Source organism: Hyalangium ruber (assembly GCF_034259325.1).
Taxonomy (GTDB): Bacteria; Myxococcota; Myxococcia; order Myxococcales; family Myxococcaceae; genus Hyalangium_A; species Hyalangium_A rubrum.
Map to the genome: position 1 here is coordinate 80,864 of NZ_JAXIVS010000020.1, position 17,148 is coordinate 98,011.

Below are 17,148 nucleotides of genomic sequence, written 5' to 3' on the forward strand. Positions count from 1 at the left end.
CTCACTCAATCACTGTCGAGCAGGTTTGAAGGCAACCGCTTCAGTTGGCACCGGTATGGCACAACGATGCCGTACAGGTTGAACTCGTAGATGAGCTGCCCAGCGTGGAGTTCGATCTCCTGTTTCGTCGCCCCGTCATTGGCCCTCGTGTACCGGCGCCACGCTTCGTTCCATGGCCCACCGTTCGCGCCCCGATGGATGCGTCGGTGCTCCTCCACTTTCAACACCAGCGTCCACTGGTGAATATCGATGCCCTTTCGCACGAACCACCGCTTGAGATCCTCCGCCTGCGGAAAGATGTGGTGCCGCTCGTAGGGCTCGCACCGCTGCGCCTCCACCTCTGCCAGCGCCTGCACCTCGCCCGCTGGCAGCGCGGGCTGCGCCTTCCATGGGATGACGAAGACCGGCTGATTCTTGCCGGGTGGAGACTGCGCACTGCCCCAGTACCGCTGCGCTTCTCCGCGGGGAGGCCTTGTCGCCCACACGCCTCGCGTGCGCACCACCTGGCCGACCCGTGGGTGCTCAACCACCTCGCGACAGCGGTACACGCCACACTGCTCGCCAGCGCATAGCGCCAGCAGGCTCCCGTTCTCTTCGCATACCTCCTCGAAGAGGACCGCCTCCGCCGAGGACTCGCAGCCCCCCTCTTCTCCGTACAGCAGTGAAGGCGTGGCCGCGCACGCCGTCAGCACGGCGCTCAGCAGCAGCCATGCCCACCCGCGCAGGGGGTTGCTCATGGCCCTCCCCTTACGCCGCCTTCTTGAGCGTTTGCCGTCCCTCATAGAGCAGCGGCACGCCGTCCTCCGGGGCCATTGTTACGTTGCGGCGCACTGGCCGGATCGGCCGATCGTGTGCCAGCGAGAAGCGGTGCGCCGACAGCAGCGTGCCCAGCACCACCTTCATCTCGAAGAGCGCGAACGCCGCTCCCAGGCACCGCCGCGCGCCTCCTCCAAAGGGCAGGTACTCGAATGGCGAGTACTTGCGCTCCAGGAACCGCTCCGGCCGGAAGCGCCCCGGCTCCGGGAAGACCGTCGGATTCGAATGGGCCAGGGTGATTGCCGCCATGATCCCCATGCCCGCCGGCAGTTCGTGCCCCTTCACCACGAGCGGCGACAGGAGCTTGCGCGACACCAGCGCCACCACCGGGAACAACCGCAGCGTCTCGTCACACACCGCCGACAGGTAGGGCAGCCGCGACAGCGCCTCCGGCTCCGGGTCCGTCCCCAGCGCCCCCAGCTCCTCGTCCAGCCGCTGCTTCGCCTCGGGCGTTCGCAACAACCAGTACAGCGCCCACGCCATGCCGATCGCCGTCGTCTCGTGGCCCGCGATCAACATGGTGAGCAGCTCGTCCTTCAGCTCCCGATCCGACAGCGGCTGGCCTTCCTCGTCCCGCGCCGACAACAGCAGCGCGAGGATGTCCTGCCCGTTCTGGCTGTCCGCGCGCCGCCGGGCGATCTGCTCCGTCAGCAGCGCGTCCAACGCCTGGGTGTTCCGCTGGAAGCGAGCCCAAGGCCCCATGCCTCCGAACGCGCGCCGCATCGGCACCATCAACATCAGCAGCGGCGTGTAGGACTCCATGTAGGCCGCGATCGCCTCGCCAAACCGCCGCACCCGCTCCGGCTCCTCCACGCCGAACACGGCGCGGATGATGATCTCCAGCGAGAGCGTCTGCGTCATCCGCAGCGCCACCAGCGGCTCTCCCGGGCGCAGCCCCTCCGTGGCCTGCAGGACGCTCTTCCGCATCAGCTCGCCATACGCGCGCATCCGCTCGCCGTGGAACGGTGGCATCAACAGCCGCCGCTCCCGCCGGTGGCGCTCGCCTCCCAACAGCAGCAGCGAGTTCGCACCCACCACCGGCTCCAGCACCACGCGGGACAACGGCTCGAACACCGCTGGATCCGCGGAGAAGATCTCCCGCAGTCCCTCCGGATCTCCCGTCACCGCGATGGTGCCCATGGGCAGCTTGGCGATAAACGGATCTCCGTAGCGCTCGGCACACTCGCGGAAGAAGCCCGCAGTGTCCTTCATGAAGTGCAGCGTTTGCAGCGGCGGGAACCGGGGCCCTCGGAGTTGCGCGGGCATGGATGCACCTCGTGGTGGACTAGCGCCGAGCCGCTGCGGCCAGCTCGGGGAAGTAGCGCTCGCGCATCCGCTGGCAGTAGCGCACCAGGTTTTCGCGCGAGCGGCCGAAATCCTTTACAGGGCTGGGCAACCCCATGTCGATCATGCTCGACACATAGGCATACACCGTCGCGTCCACCGTGCTCGGCCGCTCCCCCAGGAAGAAGGCCTTGGCGCCCAGGAAGTCCGAGACCGCCCCAAGGTCCTCCCTTCCAATCCGGTAGACCTCCTCGGGCGTGTGCCGACCCAGGCCCTGGCCCTGGAGTTGATCCACCAGCAGCTTGCGGTACGCGTCCGCGGCAGGCACCCGCTGCTCCTCGGGCAGGAAGTGCAACCGCTCCGCGAGCACCTCCCGGTACGGAGGCCAGTTGCGCTCATCCTTGTACCGCTCGTGGATGATGACCCAGTAGAAGTTCTCCTTGAGCATGCGCCGGAACGCCACCGTGATGGCGCGCTGCTCGGCCGTCAGCCCCGCGTCCGGATCCACCCCGCGCGTGGCCTTCAGGTGCTCGATGATGAAGGTCGAGTCTCCGAGGAGCGTGCCGTCCTCCTCGATGACATAGGGGATCTTCCCCTTGGGCGCCTGCGTCATGTCCAGCGGGGCCACCGTGTACGGCACCCCCGCCATGCGCAGCCACGTCTCGAGCTTCATGCACGCGGGACTGATGTTGGGCAGCCCCCAGGCACCCTCGATCTGTACCAGACGGAGCATTGCTTCCTCCCACGGCGAGCTTCCCGGGAGGATAGCCGGAAGCCCTTACCCCGCGCGACGCCGGACTGAACGGCGGACCGCGTCCAACCACCGGCCATGCACCCGCGCCGCGCGCGCTCGCGCCAGGATGCGCGCCCCCGGCCCCAGCCGCGCCTCCTCCGCCAGGCCGAGATCCTCCGCCACCTCGGTGGCCGCCATCGCTCCGGTGAGCGCCGCGCCCTCCATGTACCCCTGGGCGTCCAGGCTCGTGTGCTCGCCGCAGAAGTGCAGGTTGCCCACCCGCTCGATCTCCGCGCCCGCGATCGTCGTGAACTGCCCCACTTTGTAGGCCGAGTAGCTGCCGAGCGTCAGCGGGTGGCTGGGCCAGTGCATGCGCGCTACACGGCCATTGGCAGCGGCCTTCACTCCGGGAAACACCGCCTCGAAGCCCTCGAGGAACGCGGCGGCCTGCTGCTCCGGCGTGCCCTCGCCCAGCGCCAGGCCCTTCTGGCCTCCCGTGTACTGGGTGAGGATGCCCGCGCTGCCCGGCTGCAGGCGGCTCGTCTCCCACGTCTGCATGTAGCCCGTGTCCGAGTAGGTGCTGCCCTCGGAGAGGTGCGGCGCCGCACGCCACGGGCGCGAGGAGAAGCCCACCATCAGCTTCGCGTTCGTCCCGTAGCCCAGCTCCGCGATGGCCTTGCGCTTCGCCGCGGGCAATTCCACCCGAACGTCCACCTGCCGCAGCAGCGTGAAGGGCAGCGCGAGCACCACATGCTCCGCCTTCACCTCCCGGGTGCCCCCCGGGCTGGAGAAGCTCAGCCGGTAACGGCCGTCGGACAGCGCATGGAGCGACTCCAGCCGGTGCTCGAGCTGGATCTGCCCCGGCTCCAGGCGCTCGGCGAGCCGCTGGGTGAAGGTGTCATTGCCCTCCTTCGCGTGGAAGCGCTCGTCGGACTCGCCGAAGAGCTCCAGGCGGGTGGCGTCCGTGGAGATGAAGGTCAGCAGGTTGAGGCAGTTGCACTCATCCGCGTCCAGCCCGAACTCGCCCACGTAGGCCAGCTCGATGAGCCGCCGCACGGGGTTCGTCGCGGGGATGCCCTCGCCATCCATCCATGCGCTCAGCGAGAGCTGATCCAGCGCCTCGGCGCCGTTGGGCGTCCGATAGGTGACGTACTCCTCGGGATCCGCCAACGCCCCCAGCGCCACGTCGATGCGCTCGGCGATGGGGCCGAAGCCGTTCAGAATCTCCTCCTCACTGAGCCGGTGTCCGTCGAAGTAGGCCACCAGTCGGGCCAGCTCCGGAGCGTCCTGGTTGTAGTCCAGCAGCTCGATCTCCAGCTCCTGCGCCAGGTCGTGCATCGTCTCGTGGCCGGTGTCGATGAACTCACCGCCCAGCTCGCAGTGCTGGCCCTCGGGGAAGACGCCGCGCGCGGAGAACATCCGCCCCCCCGTGCGCGTCGACGCCTCGTAGATGCGCGCCGTGACGCCCAACTGCTGGAGCCGGTAGGCGCAGTGCAGGCCCGCCATGCCGCCTCCGACGATGGCCACGCTCTCCATCTCGGGATCCTCGCCACATGCGGTGAGCGCCGCCGCTCCCGCCATTCCCCCAGTGAGGTGAAGGAAGGTGCGCCGATCGAACTGGGCGCGCCCCTGTTGCCTCGCCGCGTACTCCGAGACCGACACTCCCGCGGCGGAAGCCTTTCGTGCCGTGCGAAGCGCGCGCAGGACAAGGTTCATCAGGTGGGTTCGGGCCATCCAGTTCCTCGCTGTGGGGGGTGTGATGAATTTACAGGCTGCTCCCCGGCCTTGGGGCACGATATCGACCCACGGAGCGCACGCTCCGGAACCGTTGCTTGACGAACATGCCCTGGAGGAAGTCTCTCGGGAAGAGGGGTAACCTCTCCCCGGATTCACCCGTACAGGCACGTGGAGGAAGCATCATGACGCCAGCCCTGCCCCTGGATGCCGAGGCCCCCACGCTCGTGGAGACCGCCACCTTCTCGTTGGGTTGATTCTGGGGCCCTGACGCCCGGTTCGGGTGTCTACCTGGAGTCCTCCGCACACGCGTCGGCTACACCGGCGGCGCACAGCCGAACCCCACCTACGAGCGCCTCGGGGACCACACGGAGTCTCTGCAGATCGACTACGACCCGCGCCGCATCTCGTACGAGAAGCTGCTGGAGCTCTTCTGGCGAGAGCATGACCCCTCCGAGAGGCCCTACAGCCGCCAGTACATGGCCGCCGTGTTCCACGCCAACAAGGAGCAGTGGGCACTGGCGCTGGAGACGGGGCGGCGGCACCTGGCGGGAAAGACCGTGACGCTGCGCACGCCCGTCCTCCCGCTGTCCACCTTCTACCGGGCCGAGGACTACCACCAGAAGTACTACCTCCGCCGGCATGCGGAGCTGGTGCGTGAGTTCAGCGGCTACGGGGAGCAGCAGTTCACCGACTCCACCGTGGCGGCCCGCCTCAACGCCTACGTCAGCGGCCACGGCACGCTGGAAGCAATGGAGGCGGAGTTCGATCGCTTCGGGTTATCAGCGGCCGGCGGCAAGCGGCTTCGGGAGCTTGCCGCGGCGGCCCTGTCACGTCGGCGGCGCTGAGCCTACAGCACGGCCTCGAGGACGGTGGTGATCCGCTTGGTGTAGTCGGTCACGCTGCCGTCGCTGCGCTCGTAGGACGGGTCCGCGTCGACATGCAGCGTGTCGCCGTTTACCTTCGCCTCCAGGGAGCACCAGCTCCGGGTGCTGGTGATCTGCACCTTCTTGATCTTCGCCTTGAGCGCGTCGCGCCCCAGATCATCCTGACAGATCGACTTCAGCGCCCCTTCCAACGGCTGGAAGAAGTTGTAGTCGAACATGTTGCCGTACTCGGCCGAGTAGCCCTCCTTGGCGAGCTGATCCCAGGCGATGTCCAGCTCCAGCTCGATTCCGGAGATCTCGTTCAGCTTCTGCTTCCAGCCCGGAAACTTATCCTTCTGATAGGCCGCGACGGCACGCTTCTCTGCAAGACCCAAGCTGCGCCCTCCTGGTGTGGGAAGGCCCGCACTATAGGATCAGCCCTTCCTGGGCGGACATGCGTTCGGACGCTGGCAGCGCTCCGCGTGAAAGAAGGCCGAGCCAGGGAGAGCCATGAGCCTGCCTATTTGCTCAATGCGTCAAACCCCGACTCTCGGTGCTCGAGTTCCGCGCGACACGGATTACTCCAGTCTCACTCAACCGGAGGGCCCCTCTCGACGGCGGAGACGGCTCCCTTGGCTGACCCAGCAGGCGAGCAGGCCGGCGAGCCTCCGTCGGAGCCACGCTCGCGCCATGATCCAGCCCCCCGGCACCTCGGGTAACGTTAGCGCCGCATGAACCACAGGGAAGACGCATTCGAGGGAGCCGGAGGCATCCGGCTCTTCTCCCAGCTCTGGCGGCCCGAGGGAAAACCCCGCGCCGTGCTGGCCATCGTCCACGGCTTTGGCGAGCACAGCGGCCGCTACCTCAACATCGCCCGCCGCTATGTGCCGCTGGGCTACGCCGTCCACGCGTTCGACCTGCGGGGCCATGGGCGCTCACCGGGCCAGCGCGGCCACGTGAACGCCTGGGCCGAGTACCGCGAGGACCTGCAGGCCTTCCTCGCCTACAGCGCCAAGAAGGCTCCCGGCTGCCCCGTGTTCCTCTTCGGCCACAGCCTGGGCTCGCTCATCGCCCTGGACTACGTGCTGCACCACCCCGAGGGAGTTCAGGGCCTGATCCTCAGTGGCACCGCCGTGGATCCGGTCGCCGTGGCCAAGCCTCTGCTGGTAGCCATCGCCCGGTTCCTCTCGCGCTTCTGGCCGAGCTTCCGCTTGAAGGTGAAGCTGGATCCGGGCGCGCTGTCCCGGCTGCCGAACATCGCCGGCGAGTACCTCTCGGATCCGCTGGTCCATGGAGACGCCTCGGCCCGCTGGGGCACCGAGGCCCTGGGCGCCATCGCCTGGGTGAAGGCCCATGCCTCGGAGCTGAAGCTGCCGCTGCTGGTGCTCCACGGCGAGGCGGACCGCCTCAACTCGCTGGCCGGCGCGCAGCAGGTCTTCGACGCGGCCGGCTCCTCGGAGAAGCGCCTGGCCCTGCTGCCCGGCGGCTTCCACGAGCCCCACAACGACTCCGGCCGCGAGAAGATCTTCATGGTGCTGGAGGAGTTCCTGGGCGCACGCCTCGCGGCGGCCGCGGCCTGAGCGGAGGTGCTCCGGCCCCGCGCCGGAGTGCTACGCTGCGCGGTGAATGGCCAACCAGGACTGGGTCTCACGGCTGCTGTCAGGACGCGCCTCGGCGGACAAGGGGCTGAGCGTCCACCTCTCCGAGCGCGACGGCGGCGGACTGCACGACAAGATGCGGCAGGCGTATTGGTGGATCACCAACAACGCCGTCATCTGCCCCTACTACGACATCGAGTTCGGGCAGCCCGCCTCGCTGAAGACTCCCGCCGGCGAGGAGGTCCACCTGCCCGAGGACATGAGCTACAGCTCGTTCGTCCTCATTCCCCTGCTCACCCTCTTCACCTGTCGCCGGGCGCTGCTGGTGGGCGGCCCGGGGCGAGGGAAGACCACCTCCGCCCTGCTCATGGCGCTCTTGTCCGGCATGGGCCGCGACGAGGTACACCGCGGCATCCAGCGCGGCCACCCGCAGCTGTCCATCGCGGACCTGCTGGGCGCTCCGCTGCCCTCGGACATGCTCAAGGCCGAGGACCTGTCCGCCGTGAAGGTGAGCTGGCGCAAGTGGATCAGCCAGCGCGTGAAGATCATCGACGAGTACAACCGCATCCCCACCAAGACGCAGTCCGCCCTGCTCTCGCTCATGGCCGAGGGCTACGCGGAGATGATGGACCAGTACGTCTACGCGGGCCGCTCCAGCTGGTTCCTCACCGCCAATGATGACCAGGGCGGCGGCACCTTCCAGGTGATTGAAGCGCTCAAGGACCGCATCGACGTGGTGGTGCGCGCGGTGCCCTTCAACTCGAACTTCATCGACACGCTCCTGCAGCGCATCGAGGCGGACCGCTCGCCCGAGGAGCTGCTGCCCCAGGAGATTGTCTTCACCCCGGGCGAGCTGGAGAAGGCCTATACCTCCATCCTCCAGGTGGAGGTACCCAAGGACGTGCTGGAGCGGGTGGCCTTCTTCCTGGGCCAGCTCGACTTCTGCCGGCGGGCCTCGCCGCGCTTCGAGTTCAAGCACAAGGACACGCTGAAGCTGGCCGGGCAGACGGTGGCCGCCGTGTGCAACGAGCAGTGCCCGCTCGATAAGAAGGTCCACCTGTGTACGCAGACGGAGAACGGCGTGAGCGTGCGCGCCTACCAGACGATTCTCCACTACGCCAAGGCGCTGGCCTTCTTCCGGGGGCGCACCGCCGTGGAGCTGGAGGACTTCCGGCAGATCGCCCCGTGGGTGCTGCACGAGAAGCTGACGCCCAACGTGCGCAGCCCCTTCTTCGAGGCGAAGGACCACCGGATGCTGTTGCAGGACCGGGTGGCGTGGATCCGCCACATGTTCGACATGGCCACGGCGCAGTACGGCGTGCATGCGCCGGTGCGCCGCAAGGTGGGCGTGCTGCGGCAGGAGCTGGACAAGGGGCTGGCGGGCGTGGACCTGCGCACCACGGAGAAGCGGCTGCAGCAGGTGACGGTGCTGATGAACGAGCTGCTCACCAAGAATGAGCTGTCCGGCCCGGTGTACGAGGACCTCATCCACCTCAAGTCCATGTACAGCCGCTACCGCAACTACGCCACGTGGCTGAAGGAGAACCCGGGCGGGCGGCCATGAGCACCCTCGAGTTCGTACAAGCGCTGGAGGCCAACGCCCAGGGCCGCTTCGTGCGGTGGCACCCGCTGCTGTGGCGCGAGCTGCTGGACGGCTCGGCGCAGCGGCTGGCGGAGGCGCTGGATGCGACGGGCTCGGATGCGGGCGAGGCCGAGGCGCTCTGGCGCACCTACCTGAAGCTGGGCGCGGAGGCCATTGGCCTGGGCTACCTGTACCCGGAGTCCGCGGGCCGGAAGAACTTCTTCACCCTGGCCTGGTCGAACCTCGTGCCACGGCTGCTGGCCCAGGTGTCACCCACCGAGCGCCCCCAGGTGCTCGCGCAGCTGTGGAACCTGGGAGAGAACCTGGAGTCAGCGCCCCCCTGGGTGCAGCGCCTCTTCTGCCGCGTGGGCGAGGAGCTGCCCTCGCTGGAGAACATCGAATCCCGGCTGCGCGAGCGCACCGCCACGGCGATGGAGGAGCCGGAGAAGCAGGTGGGCTACAGCGCCCACGTCCACTGGGTGGACCTGTCTCGCGAGGACGGGCGCTTCCTGCCGGGCCCCCTGCACTTCCTGGCTCCCTCCGTGGTGTGCGTACACGACCGGCACCGGGGCGCCGTGGCGGGGCGCGAGGCGGCCACTCAGGGTGTGTGGCTGACTGAGCAGCCGATGCTGCTGGGGGCCATGGGCTGCTCCGAGACGCCTGAGGTGGAAAAGCAGGGCATGGGGCTCCTCTCGGACGTGGAGCGGGGAGACCCGCGCACCGGAGAGTGGTTCTCCTCGGCGGCCAACACGTGGCGCGTGGCGGCCACCCTGCACACCTCGCAGTGGCTCGTGGTGCTCGTGCCCTGATGAGCCTGGCGCGCTTCACTCCCGAGCAGGTGGACCGGTGCTGGAAGGAGGCACTGGCGCTGTGGGACGTGCGCGTTCAGCTCACTCCGCCCGAGCCTCACGCGGCCTCCTTCGGGAAGGAGGCGCCCGAGAACGAGCCCCTGGCCTACATCGATCTCGTGAAGCGCCAGGTGTTCGTGAACTTCGAGCTGCTCTCGCGCATGGGGGCCGAAGAGAGCCTCATGGCGGTGCTCGCGCATGAGATTGGCCACCACGTGCGCTTCCCGCACACGCTGGGGTGGGACGCGGAGCTGCGGGCGCTGGAGCAGCGGCTCATCCCCGGGCTGAAGCAGTCGCTCACCAACCTCTTCTTCGATCTCCAGGTGAACGAGGTGGTGGGCCGCACGCACGCCGAGGCGCTGTGCGAGGTGTACCGAGGCTTCCTGCGCGTCCGGCCGGACGTTCCGGTGAGCCCGCTGTTCTTCTTCTACCTGTCGCTCTACGAGGAGCTGTGGATCCGCCCTCCGGGGGACCTGGTGCCCTCGGGGCAGATTGGCCCCATGGAGGAGGCGTTCCCCGGCTGCCGCGCCGAGGCGCGGATGTTCGTGCAGACCTTCTACGCGCTGCCGGACATGCGGCAGCAGTTCCTCTATTTCTGCGCCACCTTCATCCGCTTCATCGACCAGCCGGACGGGCTGGAGTTCTGCATCCCCCTGGCCGGAGACGTGCCGCTGCCGGATGAGGATGACCTGGATGCGGCCGCCCACGGCGGAGACCGTTGGGACGATGCGCTGAAGGACGCCAAGGAGCGCGGCTGGCTGGCCGAATCCCACGACACGAAGGATCTGGATCCGCTCGCCACCATCGCCCGCGTCACCGAGCACCGTCCGGGCAAGGGCGGCGGCGTGCTGCGCCGGGCGCTGGTCAGCCGGCACTACCGGCGGCTGGTGGACCAGTACGTGCTGAAGCTTCCCTCGGCGCCCTCGCGGCCCGAGCCCTACCTGCGCACCACCCCCGAAGCCTGGGAGTACGGGGATGATCCGTCCACCATCGACTGGACGCTCACGGTGCTCTCCCAGGGCCCGCTGGCGGCGGTGGCGCCGCTGCGCCGCGAGCTCGAGGCGGACGTGCCGCCTCCTTCGGAGCTGGGCGTGCCCGCGGTGGAGATCTACCTCGACACGAGCGGCTCCATGCCCAACCCGCAGAACCAGCTCAACGCCATGACCCTGGCGGCGCAGGTGCTGTCGGCCACGGCGATTCGCAAGCGCGCCACGGTGCGCGCCATCGTCTACTCGGACGGAGCGCCGCTGGTGTCTCCGTGGATGTACGACGAGGAGACGGCCCGCGACTTCCTGCTGCACTACATCGGCGGCGGGACGATGTTCCCCTTCGAGCGGCTCACCGAGCTGTCACGGGAGCGGCCGGACGCGCTGCGGATCATCATCTCCGACTCGGACTTCCTGTCGAACGTGGCGGATGTGCCGAGCCTGCATCGGCTGGTGGAGGCGGTGCGGCGCTCTCGCGCGGTGGTGGCGTTCCTGGCGGTGCCGGACGAGCAGCGGACGCGCAAGGCGCTCAAGCTCGCGCTGGCCGACCGGCGCTTCCGCCTCGTCACCGTGCAGTGGATGTCGGAGTTCGGGCCCGCGGCCGCCGCGCTGTCCCAGGCCCTGTTGGAGGATTGATGGCGTTCGATCTGGATCAACTCCGGGAGCAACTGGCGGCCGTGCCGCTGGTGTCGCCCTACTCGCATGACCTGGCGGTGGCGATCATCTGCGACACGTTCCGGCTGGGAAGCGCGCGGCCTCCGTCGCTCGAGCAGTGGCAGGCGTTTCCGCAACGCTTCGTGAGCCCGCTGTGGCGCGAGCAGGTCGGCATGCTGGCCCACGTGCTGGCCTCCTCGTCCCTGCGCGAGGAGACCGTGCGGCTGCTGAACCCTCGCTTCGACGCGATGGAGGCGCTCAATCGCTTCTTCGAGATCCTCGGACCGCTGACAGCGGAGATGGTGCGCTCGAACAAGTTCCGGCAGGAGGAGTTCCTCCGAAAGTGGATCTTCGCCCTGGGCGGAGAGGTGAAGGGCGAGCGGCCGAAGGAGTCCCTGCAGCGGATGAACCAACTGGACTACCGCAAGGCCATGAAGGACTTCGAGAAGGCCGAGGCGGCGCGCAAGGCGGAGGCCCAGAAGCGCGAGAAGATGCTGCAGGAGGCGGCCCAGAAGGCCGCGGACGCCCGAGGCTGGCGCGAGTGAGTCGGCCTCCCCACCTGGGGGTGGCCCCCAGGGCGCGCATCCGGAGGGATACTTCCTCCCAGCGTCCGCACATCGAATGGGCCGAGTCCATCGCTCGGGACCTGGCCCGGTTCGCGAGGCTTCCGGACGAGGCGCTCGCCCGCGCGGAGCTGGAGGCCCGCCTGGAGGCGTTCCGAGCGGCCCTGCGGGACTCTCCGTTCCATGCGCAGCGGCTGCACGCGGCGGGGTTGCACCCCGGGGACTTGCGCTCGCTGGAGGACTTGCGCCACCTGCCCACCCTGGACCGTGCGGAGCTCGCGCGCTCCTGGGACGCGGTGCCCACCCTGGCACCCGAGAACGCCGAGTGCGTGGTGGTGAAGAGCTCGGGCACGACGGGCGACCCCGTGAATGTGGTGCGGGACCGGCGCGACTGCCTGCACATGTGGGCGGGGCTGCGGTTCTTCGCGGAGCGCGCGGGCGTGGAGCTGCCCTCCCGGCCTCGCGTCGTGCTCCTGGATGCGCTGCCCGGAGGCCTGGAGTACTCGGTGCGGCTGCCCATCCTGTACGACGGGGCGCTCCACCGTATCTCCGTGCTCCGGGCGGATGCGCGAGAGCGCCTGGAGCGCGTGAAGCCCGCCGTCATCTTCTCGGACCCGGAGGGGCTGCGCTGGCTCGTGGAGCAGCAAGGCCTGCCCGCGCCGCGCCTCCTCTTGAGCTCGGCGCAGCACCTGTCCACGGAGCTGCGTGCGGCGCTGGGGCGTGTGGTGGGTGCGCCCGTCCTCAACTACTACGCGACGACGGAGACGGGCCCCCTGGCCTGGGAGTGCCTGGCGCACACGGGCCACTTCCACGTGATGGCGCCGGATGTCTGGGTGGAGCCAGGGCTCCAGGAGGTGGTGGTGACGCGGCTGCGCCCCAGCGTGCTGCCCCTGTTGCGCTACCGTCCGGGAGACGCGGGCACGGTGCGGCGTGACGCGTGCTCCTGTGGCTTCCAGGGCTGGACGCTGGAGGGCTTTGGCGGACGCGGGGCTTGCCACTTCCTCACGCCCGCGGGCCGAGCCGTGGATGCCTGGCAGCTCGCGTGGGTGTTCAAGCACCACACGCTTCGCGCCTTCCGGCTGACGCAGGTGGAGCCCGAGCGCTTCGCGCTGGAGCTGGCGGGAGCGTCGGAGGGAGACACGGGTCCGCTGTGCGAGCGCCTCACGGCCGCGCTGCGCAACCTCGGCTGGGAGCGCCCTCGGGTGGATCTCCGCCATGTCGCTCCGGCGGTGCTCGGCACGGGCGCCAAGCCGCTGCCCTTTCGCGCGCTCGGGTCGGGTTAGACGAGGGCCCGTGGGAGCTGGGCGTGGGGCTCCCATGGCCCGCTGCCGCCGAGACAGTAGCGACAGGAAGCCAGGGGCTCCTCACGCTCCAGGTACGTGAGCATCCGCGCGAGCAACTCCGGCCCGTCCAGGGACAGACCATCCACTTCCGCCAGCGCGGGCATCTCGGGGTGCTGGGGGCCCAGCACCGTGGCCACATGGGGCGGGCGCGTACACGTGTAGAAGTGCCCGCGGTACACCATGTGGCAGCGCGCCTTCATCCAGCAGCGCGCGTGGACGGTGCGCACCTCCGCCTCGGTCGCCAGGGGCGCATCCGGGGTGAGCTTCTGGAAGGCGTCAATGCGCTTCACCGTGAGCAGTACGCCGTGCCGCTCGCAGCGCTCGGTGATGCGCGCGATGGAGCGCTCGGGCAGCGGCGCGGAGGTGTAGACGGACAACGTCATCCGGTCGAGCCGCTCGTACACCGCGTCCGGCGCGCTCTGGGCCAGGAATCCATTGGTGGTGATGGACACCTGCTCGGAGATGCCCGAGGCACGCACCGCGTCCAGCACGCTCGGGAGATCCGGGTGCAGGAAGGGCTCTCCGCCAGTCAGCTTGAAGATGCCGGGCTGGAGCACCCGCGCCAGGCGCCGCAGGTCCTCGCCGAGCGCCGCGGGCTCCATGGCCCAGGTGGGCAGGTGCGGCGACAACGGGCAGCACTGCACGCAGCGCAGGTTGCAGTGCGTGGTGACGTGCGCCTCCAGCGACCAGGTGAGGATGCGGCCGTCATGGAGTTCGTAGCGCACGCAGGAGGACTATACCGGGGTTGCCCGGCCTGGCGTCGCTTGCCACGATGCGCCCGTGTCCCGCGCCCCTGGCGAGGGGAGCGGCCCGCTCGCCTCCCTGCCCCGCTACCAGTCAGCAGCCGCACCTGAGCGCTCGGCCGACTCCGTGTGGCCCCTGCTCGTGACTCCCGGCTCCGGGCTGGATCCGCACGCCGTGGCCGCGTTCCTGCGTCACCTTCTGGCTCCTCCGGAGAGCCTGTTCAGCGGGGTGCTCCGGTTGCCCGCGCCGCTCCCCGTCACGGCGCGCGGACACGCCCCCATGCGCGCGCTCGAGCGCCTCACCGGGGTGCTCCTGACAGCCTGGGTGGACACCGTCCGCGACCACCTCGCGGCGGGCGCCCGGGACGTCAGCCTGAGCGGAGGGCTGGACAGTGCGGCCCTGTGCGCCATGGCCGCCCAGTACGCCCCGAGCCAGGTGCGGGCATGGACCATGGATGTCCACTTCGCCGACGAGACGGAGCGGCGCAACGCCGGGCTCGTGGCGCGTACCGCGGGTGTCCCGCTCGTCGAGCTCTCCATTCCGGACGCCGTGCTGCCGGACCTGTTCGAGCTCGCGGTCCTCGCCAACGAGACGGCCATCATCAACGCCCGCGCCGTGGCCAGCTTCGCCTTCTATGCGGAGGCCCGGAAGCAAGGGGCCACGGTGATGCTGAGCGGCGCGGGAGCGGATGAAGTCCTGATGGGCAATCCGGGCGCGCTGGCGGGAGCACGGGCCCGCGTCGCGGAGGACCGGGCGCTGGCGGACCGGGTGCTTCGAGCTCCAGGGCCTGGGGAGTGGAAGGACAGCTGGGAGGAGCCCCACGCTCCGGGTGCCACGGAGGAGCTTCGCTATGCCGCGTGGGTGCTGCGGGAGCTGGTGCTTCCTCCGGAGCTGCGCGGTGCCCTGGCCCATGGCATCACCCTGCGCACCCCGTACCTCGACTCGCGCTTCGCCGACGTGGCGCTCGGCCTCCCGGCGGACCTGCTCCTGCGCGAGGAGACTGGGAAGTGGCTCTTCCGCCACGCGCTGCGCTCGCTCGTCCCCAAGGAGGTCCGCTTCGCGCGCAAGATGCCCCGCTATGCCCTCACCGCGCTCTCCAGCCCCGTCCGTGAGCGATGGCTGGAGCTGTACCGCGCATGGCTCTCCCCCGCCCGACTCCAGCCCCTGGAGTGCGTCGATCCCTCCGCCACACTCGCGCTGCTGGACCAGTACGTCCGACTCGCTCCCGAGGACTCCCAGGCCAGCGCCATGGATCGGCTGTTGATGCGACTCGTGTCCCTCGCCATGCTCCACGCCCGCGCCGAGGCACCTCCCCCATGTCCCGAATCCTGATCGCCACCTCGCCCGAGAAGGGCCACCTCAACCCCATGGTGGGCGTCGTCCAGTGGCTGCGCCGCATGGGCCACACCGTGGGCTGGCTGTGCCTCCCCGAACCCTCGCCCCAGCTCGAGCAACTCGGCGTGGAGGTGCTCCACTTGCCCCACGCGGCCGCTCCCGCCGCGCCCATCGAGACTGGAGGCGAGGCCCTTGCCCGCCTCGTGCGCGATGAGGTGGCGCTGGGCCGGTGGATTCGAGGCCTGCTGATTGACGCCGCCCCCGCGCAGATCGCTCCCGTGCGCGAGGTGGTCCGCCGATTCAAGCCCGACGTCATGGCCCTGGATGGTATGCAGTACGCGGCCGTGCTCGCCGCCCATCTGGAGCAGGTACCTTGGGCCGGAGTGTCCTCCGCGCTCACGTTGCTGGAGCCCGAGATCGACCTGGCCCTGCTGCGCAATGTGCGAGCCCTCGCCGCGGACCGCGACGCGCTGTTCGCCTCCCACGGTTTTCCCGCCCGGTTCCGCACCTGTGAGTGCCTCTCGCCCCGCCTCAACACCCTCTTCGCCACCGAGACCTTCGTGGGCCCTGAGGCGCGCATCCCGCCCGCCACGTACCTCGTGGGCCCGTCCCTGCCGCCCGAGGCCCGGGGTGACGAGGTGGACTTCCCCTGGGAGCGGCTGGGCACCCGGCCCGTGGTGTACGTCTCCTTTGGCAGTCAGATCTCCTGGCAGCCCGACCTCTTCCGCCTCATCGCCGAGGCCACCGCGCCGCTCGGAGTGACGCTCGTGCTCAGCGCCGGAGAGCTGGCGGAAAACACCGACTTCCTCCGCTCGCTGCCGGGAGAGGTAGTCGCCGTGCCGTACGCGCCCCAGCGGCAGCTACTGCCCCGCGTCTCCGCCTTCGTCACCCACGGCGGAGCCAACTCCGTCATGGAGGCGCTCACCGAGGGCGTGCCGCTCCTGCTGCTGCCCATCTGCAACGACCAGCCCGTGCAGGCCCACTTCCTCACGAAGGCCGGCGCGGGTCTCGCGCTGGACCCACGCACCCTGACCGTGGAGGACTGCCGCGCCGCGCTCACCCGCCTGCTGGAGCCGGGCACACCGTTGCGCGCGAAGGTGGCGGAGATCTCTGCCTCCTACCGGGCCCGCGATGGCGCGAAGGAGTGCGCCGAACGCATCGCCGGACTCGCCCCATGAGCGTGTCGGGCTGGGACGTCCAGCGCTACCGGCCCACCGGTGTCACGCCTCTGGAGGTCTGGAACCTCCCGGTCTCCGGACACGAGCTGTGGGAGCTGCTGGGCACCCCTCGCATGGAGTCGGACCGGCGGCACGGAATGTCGGAGGAGCTGGTCGTCGCGCGCCAATGCCTGACGCTCATCGAAGCGCTCCAGTTGCTGCTCTCGGAGCACCGCGTGGATGCGGTGTACCTGACCGGAGGAATCGCCGCCTTGGAGGGCATTACCTCCGCGCGAGAGGTGCTCGCCAACTCACTGCCGTGCCCCGTGTACATCGCCCAGGGGCCGCGCTTCGCCTCCGTGCGTGCCGGGTTGCAGCTCCTGGAGGACCTGCGACCCACGAGCCCGCTCTGCGTGGACGTGGGCCAGACGAGTATCAAATGCGCGAGCCGCACGCGGCTCCACGTCTTCGAGCGCGACACGACGGTGCTGCCCCGGCTCTTCATCGGAATGCCGCGCCCGGCGGACGGACACCATGTGACTTCGGCGGTCCGCTTCATCGCCGGGGCGCTGCACACCACCGCCCTGGGGCTCGTCCCACCCGTGGATGCGATCTGCCTCGCCCTGCCCTCTCCGGTGGATGACGCGCTCGTCCCGGGAGGCTGCACCTACGGCTGGGAAGAGCACGCCTCGCTGGTCATGGACATCCTTGACGCCGCGAAGCTCACGGCGCCCAGGTGTACCGTGCGGGTCCTCAACGACGCGGAGCTGGCCGCGGAGGCAGCCCGGAATGATTCCCGCGTCACGGGCCAGCGCGTGCTGTGCCTCACGCTCGGCTTCGGCCCGGGAGGCGCGCTGCTCGAGCGTGGAGGCTGAGCCCGACTGTTCGCTAGTGGAGCCCCCGCC

General features: G+C 69.5%; 16 protein-coding genes and 1 pseudogene. 11 read left to right on the top strand and 6 right to left on the bottom strand.

Features of this window, described 5'->3' with window-relative positions:
• Positions 1-5: 5 nt before the first annotated feature.
• From sitA6 to SYV04_RS39095, 4 genes are read right to left on the bottom strand one after another with little or no spacing between them, the layout of a single operon-like run.
• Complete coding sequence (gene sitA6 / locus SYV04_RS39080) at positions 6-737, bottom strand: SitA6 family polymorphic toxin lipoprotein (protein ID WP_321551169.1); 732 nt, start codon at positions 735-737, stop codon at positions 6-8.
• Positions 738-747: 10 nt separating this feature from the next.
• Positions 748-2,082 carry a cytochrome P450 gene (locus SYV04_RS39085; protein ID WP_321551170.1) on the bottom strand — a complete coding sequence of 445 codons (1,335 nt, stop codon included), beginning with the start codon at positions 2,080-2,082 and terminating at the stop codon, positions 748-750.
• Between the two features lie 19 nt (positions 2,083-2,101).
• Entirely contained in the window at positions 2,102-2,833 is a 732-nt protein-coding gene (locus SYV04_RS39090; RefSeq protein ID WP_321551171.1) for a glutathione S-transferase family protein, read from the bottom strand.
• A 45-nt stretch (positions 2,834-2,878) separates the two neighbouring features.
• Entirely contained in the window at positions 2,879-4,567 is a 1,689-nt protein-coding gene (locus SYV04_RS39095) for a flavin monoamine oxidase family protein (protein ID WP_321551172.1), read from the bottom strand.
• Between the two features lie 269 nt (positions 4,568-4,836).
• Between SYV04_RS39095 and SYV04_RS43660 the strand changes: the two are divergent.
• Both SYV04_RS43660 and SYV04_RS43665 read left to right on the top strand, forming a co-directional pair.
• Positions 4,837-5,202, top strand: a pseudogene (locus tag SYV04_RS43660) (peptide-methionine (S)-S-oxide reductase MsrA); the annotation flags it as partial.
• An 18-nt stretch (positions 5,203-5,220) separates the two neighbouring features.
• Positions 5,221-5,415: a hypothetical protein gene (locus tag SYV04_RS43665; protein WP_340371389.1), complete on the top strand. Its 195-nt coding sequence runs from the start codon at positions 5,221-5,223 to the stop codon at positions 5,413-5,415.
• Positions 5,416-5,417: 2 nt separating this feature from the next.
• Here SYV04_RS43665 and SYV04_RS39105 read toward each other — a convergent pair whose 3' ends face one another.
• Entirely contained in the window at positions 5,418-5,828 is a 411-nt protein-coding gene (locus SYV04_RS39105) for a hypothetical protein (protein ID WP_321551173.1), read from the bottom strand.
• A 336-nt stretch (positions 5,829-6,164) separates the two neighbouring features.
• On the opposite strand from SYV04_RS39105, the gene SYV04_RS39110 reads away from it, so the two are divergent.
• The 6 genes from SYV04_RS39110 to SYV04_RS39135 are packed head-to-tail and all read left to right on the top strand — an operon-like array spanning position 6,165 to position 12,947.
• Entirely contained in the window at positions 6,165-7,013 is an 849-nt protein-coding gene (locus SYV04_RS39110; RefSeq protein ID WP_321551174.1) for an alpha/beta hydrolase, read from the top strand.
• A 46-nt stretch (positions 7,014-7,059) separates the two neighbouring features.
• Positions 7,060-8,595 carry a MoxR family ATPase gene (locus SYV04_RS39115; protein WP_321551175.1) on the top strand — a complete coding sequence of 512 codons (1,536 nt, stop codon included), beginning with the start codon at positions 7,060-7,062 and terminating at the stop codon, positions 8,593-8,595.
• Positions 8,592-9,422, top strand: coding sequence for a hypothetical protein (locus SYV04_RS39120; protein ID WP_321551176.1), 831 nt, complete (start codon positions 8,592-8,594; stop codon positions 9,420-9,422). Before SYV04_RS39115 ends, SYV04_RS39120 begins: the two co-directional genes overlap by 4 nt.
• The gene (locus SYV04_RS39125; RefSeq protein WP_321551177.1) at positions 9,422-11,083 is read left to right on the top strand and encodes a M48 family metalloprotease; all 1,662 of its coding nucleotides are present in this window, start codon (positions 9,422-9,424) and stop codon (positions 11,081-11,083) included. Before SYV04_RS39120 ends, SYV04_RS39125 begins: the two co-directional genes overlap by 1 nt.
• Entirely contained in the window at positions 11,083-11,646 is a 564-nt protein-coding gene (locus SYV04_RS39130) for a hypothetical protein (RefSeq protein WP_321551178.1), read from the top strand. The genes SYV04_RS39125 and SYV04_RS39130 overlap by 1 nt, the downstream gene beginning before the upstream one ends.
• Positions 11,643-12,947 (top strand): phenylacetate--CoA ligase family protein, encoded by a 1,305-nt coding sequence (locus SYV04_RS39135; protein WP_321551179.1) that lies wholly within the window; start codon positions 11,643-11,645, stop codon positions 12,945-12,947. The genes SYV04_RS39130 and SYV04_RS39135 overlap by 4 nt, the downstream gene beginning before the upstream one ends.
• Here SYV04_RS39135 and SYV04_RS39140 read toward each other — a convergent pair.
• Positions 12,944-13,732 carry a radical SAM protein gene (locus tag SYV04_RS39140; RefSeq protein WP_321551180.1) on the bottom strand — a complete coding sequence of 263 codons (789 nt, stop codon included), beginning with the start codon at positions 13,730-13,732 and terminating at the stop codon, positions 12,944-12,946. The two genes, SYV04_RS39135 and SYV04_RS39140, sit on opposite strands and share 4 nt — an antisense overlap.
• A gap of 55 nt (positions 13,733-13,787) precedes the next feature.
• On the opposite strand from SYV04_RS39140, the gene SYV04_RS39145 reads away from it, so the two are divergent.
• From SYV04_RS39145 to SYV04_RS39155, 3 genes are read left to right on the top strand one after another with little or no spacing between them, the layout of a single operon-like run.
• The gene (locus tag SYV04_RS39145; protein ID WP_321551181.1) at positions 13,788-15,083 is read left to right on the top strand and encodes an asparagine synthase C-terminal domain-containing protein; all 1,296 of its coding nucleotides are present in this window, start codon (positions 13,788-13,790) and stop codon (positions 15,081-15,083) included.
• Entirely contained in the window at positions 15,068-16,264 is a 1,197-nt protein-coding gene (locus tag SYV04_RS39150; RefSeq protein ID WP_321551182.1) for a glycosyltransferase, read from the top strand. The genes SYV04_RS39145 and SYV04_RS39150 overlap by 16 nt, the downstream gene beginning before the upstream one ends.
• On the top strand, positions 16,261-17,118 hold the full coding sequence (locus SYV04_RS39155) for an ROK family protein (RefSeq protein ID WP_321551183.1): 858 nt from the start codon (positions 16,261-16,263) through the stop codon (positions 17,116-17,118). Before SYV04_RS39150 ends, SYV04_RS39155 begins: the two co-directional genes overlap by 4 nt.
• Positions 17,119-17,148 lie beyond the last annotated feature (30 nt).

What these genes read in the sequence shown, in the direction of transcription:
- sitA6 (WP_321551169.1), bottom strand. Translation starts at nt 737, where the DNA reads ATGAGCAACCCCCTGCGCGGGTGGGCATGGCTGCTGCTGAGCGCCGTG.
- SYV04_RS39085 (WP_321551170.1), bottom strand. Translation starts at nt 2,082, where the DNA reads ATGCCCGCGCAACTCCGAGGGCCCCGGTTCCCGCCGCTGCAAACGCTG.
- SYV04_RS39090 (WP_321551171.1), bottom strand. Translation starts at nt 2,833, where the DNA reads ATGCTCCGTCTGGTACAGATCGAGGGTGCCTGGGGGCTGCCCAACATC.
- SYV04_RS39095 (WP_321551172.1), bottom strand. Translation starts at nt 4,567, where the DNA reads ATGGCCCGAACCCACCTGATGAACCTTGTCCTGCGCGCGCTTCGCACG.
- SYV04_RS39110 (WP_321551174.1), top strand. Translation starts at nt 6,165, where the DNA reads ATGAACCACAGGGAAGACGCATTCGAGGGAGCCGGAGGCATCCGGCTC.
- SYV04_RS39115 (WP_321551175.1), top strand. Translation starts at nt 7,060, where the DNA reads ATGGCCAACCAGGACTGGGTCTCACGGCTGCTGTCAGGACGCGCCTCG.
- SYV04_RS39120 (WP_321551176.1), top strand. Translation starts at nt 8,592, where the DNA reads ATGAGCACCCTCGAGTTCGTACAAGCGCTGGAGGCCAACGCCCAGGGC.
- SYV04_RS39125 (WP_321551177.1), top strand. Translation starts at nt 9,422, where the DNA reads ATGAGCCTGGCGCGCTTCACTCCCGAGCAGGTGGACCGGTGCTGGAAG.
- SYV04_RS39130 (WP_321551178.1), top strand. Translation starts at nt 11,083, where the DNA reads ATGGCGTTCGATCTGGATCAACTCCGGGAGCAACTGGCGGCCGTGCCG.
- SYV04_RS39150 (WP_321551182.1), top strand. Translation starts at nt 15,068, where the DNA reads ATGTCCCGAATCCTGATCGCCACCTCGCCCGAGAAGGGCCACCTCAAC.
- SYV04_RS39155 (WP_321551183.1), top strand. Translation starts at nt 16,261, where the DNA reads ATGAGCGTGTCGGGCTGGGACGTCCAGCGCTACCGGCCCACCGGTGTC.